The following is a 17,012-nucleotide window of genomic DNA, read 5'->3' on the forward strand; positions in this document are numbered from 1 at the left end:
TGTAACCAATTGGCGCCTCGGGCGCCTGTTTTTATGAAGCCCCGCGGCATCTGCACGTCAACGGGCCAACAAGACCGGTGATTGACATGAAGATCAAGAACTCGCTTAAAGCGCTCAAGGCCCGTCATCGCGACTGCCAGCTGGTCCGCCGCAAGGGCCGCGTTTATATCATCAATAAGACCGCCCCGCGCTACAAGGCTCGTCAGGGCTAATCTTATTTCTGATTTTGCATTTGACGTTTCGCTGCGCATGATAAAATCTATGCGCATGCGGAACGTTTTTGCATGTCTCATTTATTTTTCTGTGCTCGCATCGCTTGGTGCGACGATGCCATCGGCTTTTGCCGAAATGGCGCCCGGCAAAGTGCCGCTTACAGCACCTGTGGCGCCCGTTCAGACCGGCCCGGACAGCGACCAGAAGCCCGCCCCGGAAAAACCTGCGCCAACCGCGGCGCAGACACCTGAAGAGCGCCTGGACACGCTTTTCGCCGACCTGCGCCGCACGACGGATGAAGCCAAGGCGCGGCGCATTGCATCACAGATCAATACGCTATGGGCGCAATCCGGCAGCGCCACGGTCGATCTTCTGATGCAATGGGCCAATGCGGCCATGCTTGAGCGGCGTTATCCGTCGGCAATCGATTTCCTCGACGAGGCCATCGCGCTCGACCCTGAATATGCGGAAGCCTGGAACCGCCGCGCGACGGTCTATTTCCTGCAAAAAGACTATGCCCACGCCATGTACGACATCAATCGTACGCTGGAGCTGGAACCCCGTCATTATGGCGCCCTGACGGGCATGGCGGCCATCTTGCGCCTGCGCGGCCTCAAGGAACAGGCACTGAAAGCCTATGAGCAGGCGCTCATCGTCTATCCGATGATGCGCGACGCCCAGAAAAACTTCAATGATCTGGCGGACGAACTGACCGACACGCGCACTTAGATCCTGCTCCAGAAGTCGCCCCTGCGTAGCTGCAAATGACAATTTGTCTGCACTTCAGTGCTCGAAAATCACCAATTTCGCAGACACATGACGCTTTTTGATTCAGGCTCTTAAAGCAGCCCCCCGCCTCCTCCAATTCATCTTTATCCAAAGCAAAAAACGCGCCCGAAGGAGCGCGTTTTTTGGGATGCCGGGCGCCATGGCTGGATGAGATTCTGGCTGTGACGAGTCGAAAATGGTGGGGTTTGAGAACCGGAGCGGAATGTACTTTTGGGTACATGAGCACCGGAAGCGCGAAACAACGCCATTTGCAGGCCGTCACGGCCGGAATATCGCCAGTCTAGATGCCTGATTTGCCGTCGGGACCTATATAGGCGATGCGGAGCATGTTGGTCGCACCGGGGGTTCCAAAGGGAACACCGGCGGTGATGATGACGCGGTCGCCGGCCTTGCCGAATTCCTCATGGAAGACGATCTCGCAGGCATGGTTGACCATGTCTTCCAGATCATGCGCATCGGCGGTCACGACGCAATGCAGGCCCCAGACGAGGGACAGCTTGCGCGCGGTATCGACGACCGGCGAGAGGGCAATGATCGGCGTGCGTGGACGCTCACGGGCGGCACGCAGACCCGTCGTGCCGGAAGCGGTATAAGTGACGATGGCCGAAAGTTTCAGCGTCTCCGCGATCTGGCGCGCAGCGAGCGAAATGGCGTCGGCGCCTGTCGGCTCAGGCATGGCGCGCTGGGCGTCGATGATGGTCGAATAGGTCGGTTCCTTTTCCACCTGCTCGGCGATGCGGTTCATGGTAGCGACAGCTTCGACCGGATACTGGCCCGAAGCCGATTCCGCCGAAAGCATGATCGCGTCGGCGCCTTCGAACACGGCGGTTGCGACATCGGACACTTCGGCGCGGGTCGGGACCGGAGCCGTAATCATCGATTCCAGCATCTGCGTCGCGACAACGACCGGCTTGCCCGCGCGGCGGGCCTTGCGGGTGATCTGCTTCTGGATGCCCGGAACGCTTTCAAGCGGCATTTCAACGCCGAGATCGCCACGCGCGACCATCAATGCGTCGGAAAGCTCGATGATTTCATCAAGACGTGTCACAGCCTGCGGCTTCTCGATCTTCGACATCAGACCGACCTTGCCGCGCGAAACCTTGCGCACTTCGGCCAGATCTTCCGGGCGCTGGATGAAGGAAAGCGCAACCCAGTCGATTTCTTCCTTCAGCACGGCATCGAGATCGCGGCGATCCTTCTCCGTCAGCGCGCCGACGCCAAGCGTCGTATCCGGCAGGCTGACGCCCTTGCGGTCCGAAATCCGTGTGCCCGAAATCACCTTGCAGCGGATCGACTTGCCGTCGCTCGCCTCGGCCACCAGATGCAGCTTGCCATCATCGATCAGCAGGCGATGGCCCGGCTCGACAGCTTCCAGAATTTCCGGATGCGGAAGATAAACGCGGGTTTCATCCCCCAGCGCTTCATTATTGTCGAGGGTGAAGGTCTGGCCGGGAACGAGATCGACCTTGCCATCCTTGAACTTGCCGACGCGCAGCTTGGGTCCCTGAAGGTCAGCCAGGATGCCGATGGGACGGCCCAGTTCCTTTTCCACATTACGAATGCGCTTGACCAGGGTTCGCATCAGATCATGGTCGGCATGACTCATATTGATGCGGAACACATCCGCGCCTGCCTCAAACAGCTTGCGGATGACGGCTTCCTCACCCGATGCCGGACCTAGCGTGGCGAGAATCTTGACCTTGCGGTTGCGCTTCATTGACTATTCGTTCCTGTAACGGTGGGGTTTTCTGTCGGCGTTTCATCGGTGAGCTGAACCATCCAGCTCGATTGTTCCCCGGTGTCGTATTCCTGGAAGCCGTTGCGCTGGAATCCCCGCGCGAAGCAATCCTGGACGCCAGTAATACGGAATTCCTTCTCGGCCACGCACATATTGACCTTGCCCTCCCAGCGTCCGCCGCCCTGGGCGTCTTCGGCATAGAGGTAATAATAGCGCGAGGTCAGCGGCCCTTCGATCAGGGTCTTGCAACTCGATCCGTCGATGTGCCACCAGCCTTCTGTCACCCAGCCGGTCTTGGCCCGGTAGCCGATAGCCACACCGACCAGGTTCTGGGTTGCATTGCATACGCGGAAATCCGCACGAGCCTCTATGGATGTCATGCCGAGCGCCGTCATCAGCACACCGGCAAACAAGACTAGAGAGAGTGGAAGTCGCATACGCAGAACCCCTTCAGCCCGCTATCGGGTTTATCGAACAACTTGTATTGCGCAGGAAAATCCCATCGCCGGGAAATCCCTTTTCGGGTTGCTCTCTTTTCGGCAGTTTCGCCTTTGATGTCAACGCAATCCCGTTGAGAACAACCCCATTGACCCAAGAATGATCGTTGCAATCCGGGCTTTCTCGTGACAGACCTGAAACAGCTTCCCGCACAACGCAGAAATAATCCCCTAATTTAGTCTCGGGATTCCGCCCCATGCTGCTTCAATCCGAACCGACCAATTCGATATCATTCTCGCCGGCGCATAATATCGACGGCGACTTCACTCTCGGCCTGTTGCTGACTGCCGATCACGCACGGCGCGATGTTCCGCCTGAATATGGCACGCTTGGTTTGCGAACAAGTGAATTCGACCGGCATATCGCCTATGATATCGGCGTCGAAAACCTGACCCGCAGGCTTGCAGACCGTCTGAATGCGCCGGCGGTCCTCGGCGGGTTTTCGCGACTGCTGATTGATCCCAATCGCGGCGAAGACGATCCGACACTCATCATGCAACTATCCGATGGCGCGGTCATTTCCGGCAATTATCCCATGTCGGCAGGCGAGCGCGAGGAGCGGCTTGAACGCTTCTACCGCCCCTATCACGACGCTGTGGCGCGGGCGAGCGCGCGTGTGGCGGCGCAAAGCGGGGCTGCGCCCTTCATCGTTTCGATCCATTCCTTCACACCACGCTGGAAGGACAGGGCGCGGCCGTGGCATGTCGGCCTGCTCTGGGACAAGGACGATCGCGCCGTAAAGCCGCTTTTGTCGCTGCTGCGGGAGAATCCCGATCTCACGGTCGGCGATAACGAACCCTATGACGGGGCGCTCAGGAACGATGCCATGTATCGCCATGCGACGGCCAGGGGCTTCGCCCATGTCCTGATCGAGGTGCGGCAGGACCTGATTGCCGATGACGAGGGAGCGGCTGAATGGGCCGGGAGGCTCGCGCCGATGATTGCCCATATCAACACACTCGACGGCATTCACACGATCCGCCATTTCGGCTCCCGGACGGATTTTGCGGATTGAGCGTCCACTTTGCCCGCTATCCACAGGGCTTGACCCGGCAAATCGGGTCAGGCAACGAAAAAGGCTCTTAATTTTGCCTGCGACTCGCGGGAAAAACGGTCCAGACATTCGACAGGCGGTTTTCGCGCAATGCGTGTCCGCATCCATTACAGATCTTGAATTGGAGAAACCCTCGTGAGCGACGACATTACCAGCGAAGCCCAGACGATTGCCGTCGGCCAGTTGCGCGCTTTCATCGAGCGCATCGAGCGCCTGGAAGAAGAAAAAAAGACCATCGGCGACGATATCAAGGAAGTTTATGCGGAATTGAAGGGTTCGGGGTTTGACAGCAAGGTCGTGAGGACCATTATTCGTTTGCGTAAAAAAGAAGACCATGAACGTCAGGAAGAAGAAGCCATGTTGCAGCTTTACATGGATGCACTTGGCATGAGCTAAGCCCCCTCCCAAGGGCCTGCTCCCCTTCCTGAAATCGTAACCCGACGGATTGCCCGCAATCCGTATTCAGAGGAAGGGGATAGGGTCCATGGAATTTAGGAGGCTCGGACGTACCGAACTCAATGTTTCGCCGCTGTGCTTCGGCGGCAATGTATTTGGATGGACGGTCGATGAAGCGACTTCGTTTTCGCTTCTCGACCGTTTTGTCGATGCGGGTTTCAATTTCATCGACACGGCGGATGTCTATTCCGCCTGGGCGCCCGGCAATGTGGGCGGTGAATCCGAAACCATCATCGGCAACTGGCTGAAATCCCGCGGCCTGCGCGACAAGGTCGTCATTGCCACCAAGGTCGGGTCGCAAATGGGGCCGGATGAAAAAGGGCTTTCGCCCGCTTATATCCGCAAGGCCGTCGATGCCTCCCTCAAGCGGCTGCAAACGGACTATATCGACCTCTATCAATCGCATATCGACGATCCCGACACACCCTTCGCGGATGTGCTTGGCACCTATAAGGAATTGATCGAGGCGGGTAAGGTGCGCGCCATCGGCGCTTCCAATCTGACGCCCGAGCGGCTGACGGAAGCCCTTGATGTCGCCCGGACCAACGATCTGCCGCGCTATGAAAGCCTGCAACCGCTTTATAATCTTTATGATCGCGCCACATTCGAGGACGAACTGGAGATTATCTGCCGCGAGAACGGGCTTGGCGTCATTCCCTATTATGCGCTGGCAGCGGGTTTCCTGACCGGCAAGTATCGTTCCGCTAACGATCTGGGACAAAGCGCGCGCGGCAAATCGGTCGAGAAATATCTGACGGACCGGGGTTCGCGGATCATTGCCGCACTTGATGACGTGGCCCGCAATCTCGATGTCACGCCGGCACAGGTCGCTATCGCGTGGCTGATCGCGCAGCCGTCAATCACAGCCCCCATCGCCAGCGCCACACGCTCGGCCCAGCTCGGCGAACTGATTGCCGCAGCCGAACTGAAACTCAGCGACGATGAAATCGCCCTGCTGAACAAGGCCAGCAGTTAAATTTCAAGACATCGAAGGGCAGATTTACCCTTCGATTTCCTCTCGCAGCATTTCAAGCTCCAGCCATTCTTCTTCCATAGCGGCATTTTCGGCGCGCTTCTTCTCAAGAAGATCGGCAGTCTTGGCAAAAAGCGCCGGGTCCTTGGCATAAAGCTGCGGATCGGCAAGCTTGCCTTCCAGCACCGCGATTTCCTTGGCCAGCGCATCCATCTTGCCCGGCAGGGTTTCGAGCGCGAATTTCTGCTTGTAGGAAAGCTTGCGCTTTTCCTCGCGCTTCTGCTGCGGTGCATCCTCGTACGGCTTTTCATCACTTTTGCCGCCGGAGGCCTTGACCGAGCGCCGGTTCAAAGCCTGTTCCTTGCGCTGCGCCATCATGTCGGCATAGCCGCCCGCATATTCCAGCCAGCGCCCGTCGCCTTCCGGTGCAATCACCGAGGTCACAGTGCGATCCAGAAAATCGCGGTCGTGGCTGACCAGAATGACCGTGCCGGGAAAACCTGCCACCAGTTCCTGCAACAGATCGAGCGTTTCCATGTCGAGATCGTTGGTGGGCTCGTCGAGGATGAGGAGGTTTGCTGGCCGCGCCAGAACGCGAGCCAGCATCAGGCGGGCACGTTCGCCGCCGGAAAGCTCGCGAATGGGCGTGCGCGCCTGTTCGGGCTGGAACAGGAAGTCCTTCATATAGGACACGACATGGCGCTGCTCGCCGTTGACGACAAGGCTTTCGCCGCGCCCGTCGGTCAGATAATGCGCCAGCGTCTCATCCAGATTAAGGCTTTCGCGCTTCTGGTCGAGTTCGGCCATTTCGAGATTGACGCCAAGCCGCAGCGTTCCGGAATCCGGCGCAAGCTTGCCGGTCAAAAGCGACAGAAGCGTCGTCTTTCCGGCGCCGTTCGGCCCGACAAGACCGATACGGTCGCCGCGCTGCACACGGATCGAAAAATCCTTGACCAGGACACGCTCGCCATAGGCCTTGTTGAGCCCCTTGGCTTCGATCACCAGCTTGCCGGATTCCTTAGCGTCGCTTGCCGCCAGAACCGCCGTTCCTTGTGCCTTGCGGTGATTGCGAAAATCGGCGCGCATGGAATGCAATTCACCGAGACGGCGCATATTGCGCTTGCGCCGCGCCGTCACACCATAGCGCAGCCAGTGCTCCTCGCGCGCAATCTGGCGTCCAAGCTTGTGGTGATCGCGCTCTTCCTCTTCCAGCACCTTGTCGCGCCATTCCTCGAAATGGCCAAAGCCCTGCTCCAGACGGCGCGTGATGCCCCGGTCGAGCCAGACGGTTGCCCGGCTGACATTTTCCAGAAAGCGCCGGTCATGCGAGATCAGAACGATGGCCGAGCGGATCTGGCGCAACTCGCCTTCCAGCCATTCGATGGTGGTGAGGTCCAGATGGTTGGTCGGCTCGTCCAGCAAAAGCACATCAGGCTGCGGCGCAATCACACGTGCAAGAGCAGCGCGGCGCGCCTCGCCACCGGACAGATGATCGGGCTTTTCCTCTCCGGTCAGCCCCAGATGTTCCAGCAGATAGGTCACACGATGCGGATCGTCGGTCGGCCCCAGCCCCGCCTCGACATAGGCGCGGACATTGGCAAAGCCGTCCATATCCGGCACCTGCGGCAGGTAGCGCACCGTTGCGCCCGGATGCTTGAACACGTCGCCCGAGGTCGCTTCCACCATTCCGGCTGCGATTTTCAGCAAGGTGGACTTGCCCGAACCATTGCGCCCCACCAGCGCGATGCGGTCGCCTTCGCTCACCGAAAGGCTGGCATCCTCCAGAAGCGGTGTGCCGCCAAAGGTGAGCTTGATCTGGTCGAGGCGAAGGAGTGGTGGAGCCATGGTTCTCTTCGATAAACAGGGATTGAAAATTCCGCCCTGCTTGTCCGCGACAAAAGCCGTTCTGTCAAATGGAACGGCACGAAAAGACCCATGAAAAGCAAACAGGCCGGGTTTCCCCGGCCTGTCGGCAAACTGATTATCCAGCGATTACTGGCCCAGTTATTATTGGCCCAGCTATTACTGGCAAGGCGCTTCGTAGACGCGGCCATACGGATCGCGATAGCGGCAATACTGCACGCCATTGCGGGTCTGGGCTGCACCCAGCAGCGTACCGGCAACCGCGCCGATCGCAGCACCCGTCAGAGCGCCGCGGCCATTGCCGCCGATTGCGCCACCGGCGAGAGCGCCGAGAGCCGCGCCGCCAACGCCATAACCGGCCGTGCGCTGTTCATTCGTCGTGCATGCAGCTGTAGAGAACGCAAGCACGCCGGCAACAGCAATCATCGTAAGACGTGATTTCATTGAAACATCTCCTACAAGAGTTGAACTAATCACCGACTTTGCGTCCCCAATTTCGGCGTAAGCAGATGACACCCGCTTGGCTCATTTACAATACGTTTCGCCTGCCAGCGTCAAGCTCTTTCGATTGATAAGGTTAGCAGCTACAGTTCGGTGTTTCCTCCATCACCAAGTTGGCGATAAGTATCGCCAATCCAGAATGCGCAGTAACGCGAAGTGTTCCACGCACAACGTTGGAAACTGTCCATGAAGAGCCGAATGGCAACGTCACATTATCTAACGGCCACTCTGCATTTGTGATCGAAAGGCCTTCGACAGTGCTGAAATTAATCACGCTGAACGGCGTTCCGTCCGGAAAGTCATACACATAATCTCCAGGCGGCAAGGGCCAGGCTTCCTCGGCTCCGCTGGACAGAAGCACATTCCGCCCTTTTGCGGCCTGCGCGGTCGCCATGGTCAGATGCAGAAGCGTGTGATCGGTGCGCTGCCCGCCGAAGGCGCCGCAAAGGATCACCCGGTCCGCCCCCCGCGCATAGGCCTCCTCGAAGGCCAGTTCCCCGTCCGTCATGTCCTTGGCGGATGGAAATCGCTGCTGCGGCACGTGTTCATACTGCACCCGTAGCTCGGCCGAGGCCGAATCGAAATCGCCGAGCCACAATTCCGGTTCGACGCCAAGCGCCGCCGCATGGCGAATACCGCTATCGGCAGCCAGAACCCGCGCGCCCGCGATCTGGCGCTTGAGGCGATCGGTCACGGTGAGATCGCCGCCGAGAAGAATGACGAATGTGCTCATAAGCCGCTCATAACACGGGCAAATCCCCGCAGGAAGCCTGCATTCGTTGCCATTGCCTCCCCCCGAAAGATTATTGCCCTTGCCGTTGCGAAAGATTATTGTCGCAACCGCTCTAACGGGGTGCCGTCTGCTTGCGCGGATGGCTGAGAGGCCCAAAGGCATTTCCAGCAAAAGTGTGAAACGGTTTTGCGTCCGGAAATGCGTCAAAAACGGCCAACCCGCTGAACCTGATCCGGTTTGCACCGGCGGAGGGATTAGATGCTCCATAAACGGCGCTCGATCCTCTTGTAGTACAAAGAAAGGAAGTGCCGTGATGCGGCTTTTATCTTTGCTGGCTTTTTCGTTTTCCGCGGCCATCGCTTTCACACCTTCGGCGCAGGCGAAGGACAAGCTCACCGTCTATACCTATGACAGTTTCGTTTCCGAATGGGGACCGGGACCGAAGGTCAAGGAAAACTTCGAGAAGGAATGCGGCTGCGAAGTCGAATGGGTTGCCTCCGCCGACGGTGTGGCCCTGCTCAACCGTCTCAAGCTTGAAGGCAGCAATAGCAAGGCCGATATCGTCCTCGGCCTCGATACCAATCTGACGACCGAGGCGCGTGCTACCGGATTTTTTGCACCAAGCGGCATAGACCAGAGCAATGTGAACGTGCCGGGCGGTTTCAAGGACGATATCTTCGTTCCCTATGATTACGGTTATTTCGCCGTGGTCTACGATTCGGAAAAGCTGCCCAATCCCCCTGAAAGCCTGAAGGAACTCGTCGAAGGAGACCCCTCGCAGAAGATCGTGCTGCAGGACCCGCGCACATCGACACCGGGGCTTGGCATGCTGCTCTGGATGAAATCGGTCTATGGCGACGAGGCGGAAGCGGCCTGGCAGAAACTGCAAAAGCGCATCCTGACCGTCACGCCCGGCTGGTCGGAGGCTTATGGCCTCTTCACCAAGGGCGAAGCGCCGATGGTATTGTCCTATACCACCTCTCCCGCCTACCACATGATCGCGGAAAAGACGGATCGCTATAAGGCTCTTGCCTATCCGGAAGGCAATTATCTTCAGATCGAGCTGGCCGCCCAGACCACGACCGGCGCGAAAAATCCGCTGGCGCAAAAGTTTCTCGCCTTCATGACCGGCCCCGGTTTCCAGGATGTCATTCCTGAAACCAACTGGATGTACCCGGCCGGCAAGACGTCCACCCCGCTTCCAGCCGCCTTCGACGCGCTGCCGAAGCCGGAAAAGACGCTCCGCCTGCCTTCCGACGAGGTGGCCAGGAACCGCAAGTCATGGGTCGATGAATGGTTGGCCGCAACCAGTCGATGACGGCATTTTTGGCACGCCTCCGCCTGAAAGGCATATCCGCCGCCAGACCCGCCGCGGGCATGATGGCGCTTGTCTTTCTGGTGGTGCTCGCCGGTGGTGCGCTCGTCGCACTGGCATTCGAAGCGGGCAGCGGCGGTTTCGACGCTGCTGCCAATTTCGACACCTATCTGTGGCGGGTTGCCCACTTCACGATCATGCAGGCCATCGCTTCGAGCCTGCTTTCCGTGCTGTTTGCGATACCCGTCGCGCGCGCGCTTTATGCCGAAGCCGACTTTTGGGGACGCGGGCTGATCCTGCGCCTGTTTGCCCTGCCGCTTGCCCTGCCTGCGCTGGTCGCCGTGCTCGGCGTCACCAGCATCTATGGCCGCAACGGTTTCATTGCCCACCTGTCCGAAACCGCGGGCCATCCATTCCAGCCGGATATTTACGGCATTACGGGCATCCTGATCGCCCATGTCTTCTTCAACATGCCGCTCGCAGTCCGTCTCATTCTGGCGGGTTATGAATCCATACCGGCCGATTACTGGAAGCTTGCCGCACAGCTTGGCATGGGCAATCGAGCGCGCTTCCGCCTCATCGAATGGCCCGTGATCCGGCGCAATCTGCCGGGCATGATCGGTTTGATCTTCATGCTCTGCGTGACGAGCTTCACGACCGTGCTGACACTCGGCGGCGGCCCCCGCGCCACCACGCTGGAAGTCGCAATCTACCAAAGCCTGCATTTCGATTTCGATCCAGGCCGCGCCGTCGCGCTCACCTTCACGCAGCTTGTGCTGACATTGCTTGTCCTTCTGGCCCTGCGCCTGACCGGAAGGCCATCGGAGGAAGCCTTCACCCATCAGGCCACGCCGCGACGCTACGGCAAGGCGTCCACGGCTGAGCGCATTTCGAACATCGTCATCATCGGGACAGGCTTTCTCTATGTCGCGCTGCCGATTGCAGGCGTGGTGATTTCCGGCCTTGCCGCCGATCTTGTGCGACTATTGACGGAACGGACCGTCTGGCGCGCGATCGGCACCAGTCTGGCGCTCGGCTTTTGCGCAGCTTTGCTGTCGGTCCTTCTGTCACTGGCACTCGTGTCGGCGCGCGAGGCCGTGAAAAAGCGCAAGCTCGCCAATATTTTCGACACCGGCGCCAGCCTCATCCTCGTCATGCCGCCCATCGTGATCGGCGCGGGCTGGTTCATCCTGCTTCGTCATTTCACCGATCCGTTTGCGATGGCGCCATTCATGGTCGTCACAGTCAATGCGGCCATGGCCATGCCCTTTGCCGTGCGCCTTCTGCGGCCCGCCTGGGACACGGCGGCGAGCCGCCACAACCGGCTTTGCGCACAATTGGGCATTCGCGGCCTCAACCGTTTCCGGCTCATCGACTGGCCTTCGATCCGCAGGCCTTTCGGAATGGCCTTCGCCTTTGCCATGGCGCTTTCCCTTGGCGACCTCGGCACGATTGCCCTTTTCGGCAGTGATGCGCTTTTGACGCTGCCCTATCTCCTCTTGCAGCGGATGGGCAGCTATCGCACATTCGACGCGGCAGGTCTGGCGCTCATCCTCGGGCTGCTTTGCCTCGCGCTGATGATGATCGCAGATCGCGCATCCCGAAAGGAAACGCCTTCTCCATGAATGCCCGCTCCATGAATACCCGAATGAACACCGTTGCCGAAATTCGCCTTGATGAGGTTCGCTTCAGCTATGGCGAAACCGCCATGCATTTCGATGCGGTGATAAGGGGCGGGACCATTGCTGCGATTGTCGGGCCAAGCGGTTCGGGCAAGTCGACACTTCTCAACCTGATTGCCGGGTTCGAATTTCCGCAATCCGGCCGCATCCTGATCGGCGGCAGGGACGTCAGCCATCTTTCCCCGGCAGACCGGCCTGTTTCAATGGTGTTTCAGGAAAACAACCTGTTTGCCCATCTGAGCGTGGAACAGAATGTCGGCCTCGGACGCTCACCGAACCTGAAGCTCACCGCAAAAGACCGCGCCGACATAGCGCAGGCTCTGTCGCGCGTCGGACTGGACGGCAAGGAACAGCGCAAGCCCGAAGCCCTGTCCGGCGGTGAACGCCAGCGCGTGGCGATTGCCCGCGCCCTCATCCGCCAGCGCCCGGTGCTCCTGCTGGATGAGGCCTTCGCCTCGCTTGGGCCCGCCCTGCGCCACCAGATGCTGGATCTGGTCAGGGCGCTTCAACTGGAAACCGGCATGACGGTGCTGATGGTCACGCACACGCCGGAAGACGCGCTTTATCTCGATGCATCTCTGCTTTTTCTCGATGCTGGCCGGATTTCCGCCATAGGCCCCGCCGCGGAACTGCTGTCGCCGACTGGACCGGAAGCATTGCGGCACTATATCGGCGAAAAGCGGAATTCGGTGCCGGACCTCAAATAGAGTTACGATCGCGGACATATTTTGTTCGCAATCTCTCGGAAGAACCGGCTAGAGATTTCTTGTACTGCCTTGGACGGCTTGTACCTGTTCTGGTCTGTGGCTAGATTTGGCCGTGGATCACGCGATCTGATTCAAAAGCGAGGATAAAATACTGTTCCGTCAATCGACCCGTTCCCGGGCTTTCCTGTGTCTACCCCTATCCCTGCCAGAATGGACGCAGCAAAATTGGCGGAAACCAGCCATCGGTCTTGGCTTGCTTGCCGTTGCCGTGATTTCAGGTTGCCAGTCGATCAATTCCAGCAAGGATCTGGGGCTGCAGCCATCCGACAATCCGGTGACGGTCGACAATGTGACGCGCAACGACCGGCTGGCGCAGATCGGCGCCCAGCAGCATCCGCGCATCCTCGCCACCTATGGCGGCGAATACAAGGATCAGAAGCTTGAGCGCATGGTGGCCAAGATCGTCGGCAAGCTGACGACCGTGACCGACAAGCCGGACCAGACCTATCGCATCACCATTCTCGACAGTCCCAACATCAATGCCTTCGCATTGCCGGGCGGCTATCTCTATGTCACGCGCGGCCTGCTTGCGCTTGCCAACGACTCCTCCGAAGTCGCGGCTGTGATCGCCCACGAAATGGGCCATGTCATCGCCAATCACGGCATTTTGCGGCAGGAAAAGGAAGCCGAGACGGCCATTGCCGGGCGTGTGGCCAGCGAAGTGCTGCATAATGAATCCGCCAGCCGCGAGGAAGCGCTGCGCGGCAAGCTGCGGCTGGCCCAGTTCTCGCGCAATCAGGAATTGCAGGCCGATGCCATCGGCATCAAGATGATCGGCGAAGCCGGTTACGATCCATTCGCTTCGGCCCGTTTCCTGCAATCGATGGAAGCCTATACGGGGTTCCGTTCGGTTTCGGGCGCAACCGATGCCAGCCTCGACTTTCTTGCAAGCCATCCGGCAACGCCGCAGCGCATCCAGCTTGCGCTCGGTCATGCGCGCCGTATCGGCGCGCCGGGCGTCGGCACGACGGATCGCGATTCGTTCCTCAACGGTATTGACGGCCTTCTCTACGGCGATTCCCCCAATGAGGGCTATGTCCGCGAACAGACCTTCATCCATCCGAAGCTCGGCGTCACCTTCCGCGCACCGGATGGCTTCACCATCGACAATTCGGCCAATGCGGTCATGGCCAGCGGCCCCGGCGAAGTTGCCATCCGCTTTGACGGCGCATCCCTTCCAGCCGGGTCAAACCTTGCCGACTATATCCGCTCCGGTTGGGTGACGGGGCTCGACGACAGCTCGATCCGGTCCACGACCATCAACGGCTTGCCTGCCGCGACCGCACGCGCGAGCGCCGACCGGTGGCAGTTCGACATCGTGGTCATCGGCGCCAACAACAAGGTCTATCGCTTCCTGACCGCAGCGCCGAAAGGCAGCAGCGCCCTTTTGCCTGCTGCACAGGCCGTCACGCAGTCCTTCCGCCTGCTGTCGCCCGAGGAACAGAACGCCATCAAGCCGCTTCGCATCCGCGTTGTGACGGTGAAGCCGGGCGACACCCTGGCCAGCCTGTCGGCCCGCATGCAGGGCACCACCCGCAAGCTGGAACTGTTCCGCCTTCTCAATGCCATGTCGGCGGGAGAAACCGTTTCGGTCGGCGACCGCGTGAAACTCATCAGCGAATAGGCCGTGATGACACAAACACTGATCCAATCCGTCCTTGTAGGGAAAGTCGCGCCCCTCGGAGCCCGCGGCGTTCCAAGCGGCATCGACAAGCAGCCGGTTGTTGGCAAGCTTCGCGTGACCTTCGAGGGGCTGGACGGTGATGCGCAGGGCGATCGGAATGTGCATGGCGGGCCGGAAAAGGCGCTCCATCATTATCCCCATGACCACTATGCCCTCTGGCGCGAAGACATCGGCGACAATCCACGCCTGAACGCGCGGGGCGCCTTTGGCGAGAACATCTCCACGACCGGCCTCGACGAACGCAATGTCGCCGTGGGCGACAGGTTCCGGCTCGGCAGCGCGCTTGTCGAGGTCTCACAGGGACGCCAGCCCTGCTGGAAGCTGAACGAGCGTTTTGCAACGGCTGATATGGCCGTGCGCGTCCAGAAGAGCGGACGGACAGGCTGGTATTATCGTGTTCTGGAAGAAGGCCACGTGGAAAGCGGCGACAGGATGATCCTCATCGACCGCCTTTCACCGGACTGGACGCTGCATCGTATCTGGCATCTGCTCTATGTCGATACGTTGAACTACGACGAACTGGCATCGATGGCGAAGCTTTCCCACCTTGCCGACGGCTGGAAGCGCTATGCGGTGCGCCGTCTGGAAAACCGCAAGGTGGAAGACTGGTCGCCGCGCCTTGAAGGCACGACGGTGGAACCACAAAAGTAAGGAGCCGTTTGGCCCCTCTACTTGTGTTGTCCTGATTGTTGCGGCTTACGCCTGATAGGCCGCCAATTCGTGCTGGCTCAACAGGGCGACCTTCAGCTTCTCCATCGCACGGCTTTCGATCTGCCGCACCCGTTCCTTGGAGATGCCGAGCTTTTCCCCCAACGCTTCGAGCGTCACGCCGTCATCATCGAGACGCCGCTCGCGGATGATGTGCAATTCGCGCTCGTTCAGCGTGTCGAGCGCCACATAAAGCCACCGGTTCCGGCGCTCCATATCGATGGAGCTTTCTGCGATTTCGTCCTGCAAGGGATGATCGTCGACCAGAAAATCCATGCGGCGCGCCGCACCCGACTCGTCGTTGTTCACGGGCGCCGACAGGGAACTGTCCGGCCCCGACAGCCGGCTGTCCATGATTTCCACATCGCTTGTCGAAACGCCAAGCTGATCGGAAATTTCCCGATACATCTCAGCTTTCGTCATGGTGTCGTCGGACTGGGTAAGCTTGGAACGCAGTCGCCGCAGGTTGAAGAACAGCGCCTTTTGCGCCGAACTGGTGCCGCCCCGCACGATGGACCAGTTGCGCAGGATATAATCCTGCATGGATGCGCGAATCCACCAGGATGCATAGGTCGAGAAACGCACCTCCCGCTCGGGGTCGAAACGCGCGGCCGCTTCCAGAAGGCCGACATAGCCTTCCTGAATGAGATCGTTCATCGGCAGCTTGAACTTGCGGAAGCGGCCGGCCATCGAGATGACCAGCCGCATATGGGCAGATGTGATGCGGTGAAGGGCTTCCTGATCATTCAGTTCCTTCCAGCGAATGGCGAGGTTCCGCTCCTCTTCGCGCTCCAGATAGGGAGCCGACATTGCGCTGCGGATCATTGATTGGGAGGAGGCTGCTGTCGCCGGGAGGCTGCGCGCAACCATAGGCATGCGATTGGCTGGAACTGCGGAAGAACTGCTCATGGATGACTGCTTCATCTGGTTCTCCTGTTCTGAACTCACGCCCTTGGGCGTTCAGTGGAAGGATATGCCAGTCCCACAAAGGCCGATTGGACGCACTCGCGAATGCGCCCAAAATCCCGCCAGGCCTATTTCTTTGGCCAATACAATGACGCCGCAAAACAAACCCGTTTACGAACTGGTGTCTGAAAGAACGCATCAGTTGCGATTAGGTTCCCTTCGATGCGGGATAAATCTTTGACAAAGCGGGATAATGACCGCAAAGGTTAATGACCGATTGCAAAATTCAATAAAATTTTAACTGAACAATATTGGAGCCAGCCCGAATAACGGCTGACGGCACCGGCTTTTTCTGGCTGGCGGCAAATAAAAAGCCCGGCATTGCCGGGCTTTTTGGGAAAAAAAGAGAAGTAAAGCTTATGCTGCTTCGACTTCATCGTCGTCGAGATCAGCTTCCGCATCGGCCTTGCCGCGCTTCGGTCCTTTGGCGAGATTGGCCTCGATCAGACGGACAGCTTCGGTTTCGGACAGCTTGTTCACGGCAGCGATTTCGCGCGCCATGCGGTCGAGGGCAGCTTCATAGAGCTGGCGTTCGGAATAGGACTGCTCCGGCTGGTTCTCGGCACGGAAAAGATCGCGAACGACTTCCGAGATCGAGATCAGATCGCCGGAATTGATCTTCGCATCATATTCCTGCGCGCGGCGCGACCACATGGTGCGCTTTACACGGGCGCGGCCCTGGACGACCTTCAATGCGCGTTCAACATAATCCGTCTCCGACAGCTTGCGCATGCCGATGGAAGCCGCCTTGGCGACCGGCACCTTCAGGCGCATCTTGTCCTTTTCGAAATCGATCACGAAAAGCTCGAGTTTGTGTCCCGCCACTTCCTGCTCTTCGATGGTAACGATCTGGCCGACGCCGTGCGCCGGATATACGATGGCCTCTCCGGCCTTGAAACCGCCACGCGCGACTGGAGACTTTTTCTGCTGGGATGACATACGCTTCATTACTCCCTGTTGTGCCCGGCGCGCCCCGCCGGTTGACACATGATGTCCGACCGCGCTCCGGAGAAATGAAGCACGGAAGGTGTTTGTCGGCTTGGAACTGAAAGCGTATCTGGCAGCAAATCTG

At 59.1% G+C, this 17,012-nt stretch carries 17 protein-coding genes and 1 riboswitch; of the genes, 10 read left to right on the top strand and 7 right to left on the bottom strand.

The annotated features are described in order from the left end of the window. Positions 1-86 precede the first annotated feature (86 nt). Positions 87-212: a type B 50S ribosomal protein L36 gene (ykgO, locus tag AVM02_RS05460; protein WP_006467766.1), complete on the top strand. Its 126-nt coding sequence runs from the start codon at positions 87-89 to the stop codon at positions 210-212. 37 nt (positions 213-249) lie between these two features. Continuing rightward, on the top strand, positions 250-942 hold the full coding sequence (locus AVM02_RS05465; RefSeq protein WP_411505971.1) for a tetratricopeptide repeat protein: 693 nt from the start codon (positions 250-252) through the stop codon (positions 940-942). 340 nt (positions 943-1,282) lie between these two features. On the opposite strand, the gene pyk is transcribed toward AVM02_RS05465, so the two are convergent. Both pyk and AVM02_RS05475 read right to left on the bottom strand, forming a co-directional pair. Further along, complete coding sequence (gene pyk, locus AVM02_RS05470; RefSeq protein ID WP_411505972.1) at positions 1,283-2,719, bottom strand: pyruvate kinase; 1,437 nt, start codon at positions 2,717-2,719, stop codon at positions 1,283-1,285. Then, on the bottom strand, positions 2,716-3,177 hold the full coding sequence (locus tag AVM02_RS05475; RefSeq protein WP_411505973.1) for a DUF1036 domain-containing protein: 462 nt from the start codon (positions 3,175-3,177) through the stop codon (positions 2,716-2,718). The genes pyk and AVM02_RS05475 overlap by 4 nt, the downstream gene beginning before the upstream one ends. Before the next feature lie 257 nt (positions 3,178-3,434). Between AVM02_RS05475 and AVM02_RS05480 the strand changes: the two genes are divergently transcribed. The 3 genes from AVM02_RS05480 to AVM02_RS05490 all read left to right on the top strand — a co-directional run bounded on the left by AVM02_RS05480 (position 3,435) and on the right by AVM02_RS05490 (position 5,724). Then, on the top strand, positions 3,435-4,253 hold the full coding sequence (locus AVM02_RS05480) for an N-formylglutamate amidohydrolase (protein WP_411505974.1): 819 nt from the start codon (positions 3,435-3,437) through the stop codon (positions 4,251-4,253). Between the two features lie 174 nt (positions 4,254-4,427). Further along, the gene (locus AVM02_RS05485; RefSeq protein WP_002964837.1) at positions 4,428-4,688 is read left to right on the top strand and encodes a DUF2312 domain-containing protein; all 261 of its coding nucleotides are present in this window, start codon (positions 4,428-4,430) and stop codon (positions 4,686-4,688) included. 88 nt (positions 4,689-4,776) lie between these two features. Next, positions 4,777-5,724: an aldo/keto reductase gene (locus AVM02_RS05490; protein ID WP_411505975.1), complete on the top strand. Its 948-nt coding sequence runs from the start codon at positions 4,777-4,779 to the stop codon at positions 5,722-5,724. Positions 5,725-5,748: 24 nt separating this feature from the next. On the opposite strand, the gene AVM02_RS05495 is transcribed toward AVM02_RS05490, so the two are convergent. From AVM02_RS05495 to AVM02_RS05505, 3 genes are all read right to left on the bottom strand, one after another. Then, entirely contained in the window at positions 5,749-7,566 is a 1,818-nt protein-coding gene (locus tag AVM02_RS05495; protein WP_411505976.1) for an ABC-F family ATP-binding cassette domain-containing protein, read from the bottom strand. A gap of 177 nt (positions 7,567-7,743) precedes the next feature. Next, a complete protein-coding gene (locus tag AVM02_RS05500; RefSeq protein WP_121983360.1) occupies positions 7,744-8,028 on the bottom strand; it encodes a glycine zipper 2TM domain-containing protein in 285 nt (94 codons plus the stop codon). A 133-nt stretch (positions 8,029-8,161) separates the two neighbouring features. Next, positions 8,162-8,818: a thiamine diphosphokinase gene (locus tag AVM02_RS05505; protein ID WP_411505977.1), complete on the bottom strand. Its 657-nt coding sequence runs from the start codon at positions 8,816-8,818 to the stop codon at positions 8,162-8,164. Positions 8,819-8,924: 106 nt separating this feature from the next. Continuing rightward, positions 8,925-9,089, top strand: a riboswitch (TPP riboswitch). Positions 9,090-9,131: 42 nt separating this feature from the next. On the opposite strand from AVM02_RS05505, the gene thiB reads away from it, so the two are divergent. The 5 genes from thiB to AVM02_RS05530 all read left to right on the top strand — a co-directional run bounded on the left by thiB (position 9,132) and on the right by AVM02_RS05530 (position 14,917). After that, positions 9,132-10,136 (top strand): thiamine ABC transporter substrate binding subunit, encoded by a 1,005-nt coding sequence (thiB, locus tag AVM02_RS05510; RefSeq protein ID WP_411505978.1) that lies wholly within the window; start codon positions 9,132-9,134, stop codon positions 10,134-10,136. After that, positions 10,133-11,758, top strand: coding sequence for a thiamine/thiamine pyrophosphate ABC transporter permease ThiP (gene thiP, locus AVM02_RS05515; protein ID WP_411506016.1), 1,626 nt, complete (start codon positions 10,133-10,135; stop codon positions 11,756-11,758). The genes thiB and thiP overlap by 4 nt, the downstream gene beginning before the upstream one ends. A 23-nt stretch (positions 11,759-11,781) precedes the next feature. Beyond that, positions 11,782-12,522: a thiamine ABC transporter ATP-binding protein gene (gene thiQ / locus AVM02_RS05520; protein ID WP_411505979.1), complete on the top strand. Its 741-nt coding sequence runs from the start codon at positions 11,782-11,784 to the stop codon at positions 12,520-12,522. Between the two features lie 202 nt (positions 12,523-12,724). Further along, on the top strand, positions 12,725-14,206 hold the full coding sequence (gene cdlP / locus AVM02_RS05525) for a cell division protease CdlP (protein WP_411506017.1): 1,482 nt from the start codon (positions 12,725-12,727) through the stop codon (positions 14,204-14,206). A gap of 6 nt (positions 14,207-14,212) precedes the next feature. Next, positions 14,213-14,917, top strand: coding sequence for an MOSC domain-containing protein (locus AVM02_RS05530; RefSeq protein ID WP_411506018.1), 705 nt, complete (start codon positions 14,213-14,215; stop codon positions 14,915-14,917). Between the two features lie 45 nt (positions 14,918-14,962). Here AVM02_RS05530 and AVM02_RS05535 read toward each other — a convergent pair whose 3' ends face one another. Further along, the gene (locus AVM02_RS05535) at positions 14,963-15,898 is read right to left on the bottom strand and encodes an RNA polymerase factor sigma-32 (protein ID WP_411505980.1); all 936 of its coding nucleotides are present in this window, start codon (positions 15,896-15,898) and stop codon (positions 14,963-14,965) included. A 399-nt stretch (positions 15,899-16,297) separates the two neighbouring features. Next, on the bottom strand, positions 16,298-16,879 hold the full coding sequence (locus AVM02_RS05540; protein WP_006471273.1) for a CarD family transcriptional regulator: 582 nt from the start codon (positions 16,877-16,879) through the stop codon (positions 16,298-16,300). Positions 16,880-17,012: the final 133 nt, after the last annotated feature.

Source organism: Brucella anthropi, from assembly GCF_046630315.1.
GTDB classification, from domain to species: domain Bacteria; phylum Pseudomonadota; class Alphaproteobacteria; order Rhizobiales; family Rhizobiaceae; genus Brucella; species Brucella anthropi_A.

What these genes read in the sequence shown, in the direction of transcription:
- ykgO (WP_006467766.1), top strand. Translation starts at nt 87, where the DNA reads ATGAAGATCAAGAACTCGCTTAAAGCGCTCAAGGCCCGTCATCGCGAC.
- AVM02_RS05465 (WP_411505971.1), top strand. Translation starts at nt 250, where the DNA reads ATGATAAAATCTATGCGCATGCGGAACGTTTTTGCATGTCTCATTTAT.
- pyk (WP_411505972.1), bottom strand. Translation starts at nt 2,719, where the DNA reads ATGAAGCGCAACCGCAAGGTCAAGATTCTCGCCACGCTAGGTCCGGCA.
- AVM02_RS05475 (WP_411505973.1), bottom strand. Translation starts at nt 3,177, where the DNA reads ATGCGACTTCCACTCTCTCTAGTCTTGTTTGCCGGTGTGCTGATGACG.
- AVM02_RS05480 (WP_411505974.1), top strand. Translation starts at nt 3,435, where the DNA reads ATGCTGCTTCAATCCGAACCGACCAATTCGATATCATTCTCGCCGGCG.
- AVM02_RS05490 (WP_411505975.1), top strand. Translation starts at nt 4,777, where the DNA reads ATGGAATTTAGGAGGCTCGGACGTACCGAACTCAATGTTTCGCCGCTG.
- AVM02_RS05495 (WP_411505976.1), bottom strand. Translation starts at nt 7,566, where the DNA reads ATGGCTCCACCACTCCTTCGCCTCGACCAGATCAAGCTCACCTTTGGC.
- AVM02_RS05500 (WP_121983360.1), bottom strand. Translation starts at nt 8,028, where the DNA reads ATGAAATCACGTCTTACGATGATTGCTGTTGCCGGCGTGCTTGCGTTC.
- AVM02_RS05505 (WP_411505977.1), bottom strand. Translation starts at nt 8,818, where the DNA reads ATGAGCACATTCGTCATTCTTCTCGGCGGCGATCTCACCGTGACCGAT.
- thiB (WP_411505978.1), top strand. Translation starts at nt 9,132, where the DNA reads ATGCGGCTTTTATCTTTGCTGGCTTTTTCGTTTTCCGCGGCCATCGCT.
- thiP (WP_411506016.1), top strand. Translation starts at nt 10,133, where the DNA reads ATGACGGCATTTTTGGCACGCCTCCGCCTGAAAGGCATATCCGCCGCC.
- thiQ (WP_411505979.1), top strand. Translation starts at nt 11,782, where the DNA reads ATGAACACCGTTGCCGAAATTCGCCTTGATGAGGTTCGCTTCAGCTAT.
- AVM02_RS05530 (WP_411506018.1), top strand. Translation starts at nt 14,213, where the DNA reads ATGACACAAACACTGATCCAATCCGTCCTTGTAGGGAAAGTCGCGCCC.
- AVM02_RS05535 (WP_411505980.1), bottom strand. Translation starts at nt 15,898, where the DNA reads ATGAAGCAGTCATCCATGAGCAGTTCTTCCGCAGTTCCAGCCAATCGC.
- AVM02_RS05540 (WP_006471273.1), bottom strand. Translation starts at nt 16,879, where the DNA reads ATGTCATCCCAGCAGAAAAAGTCTCCAGTCGCGCGTGGCGGTTTCAAG.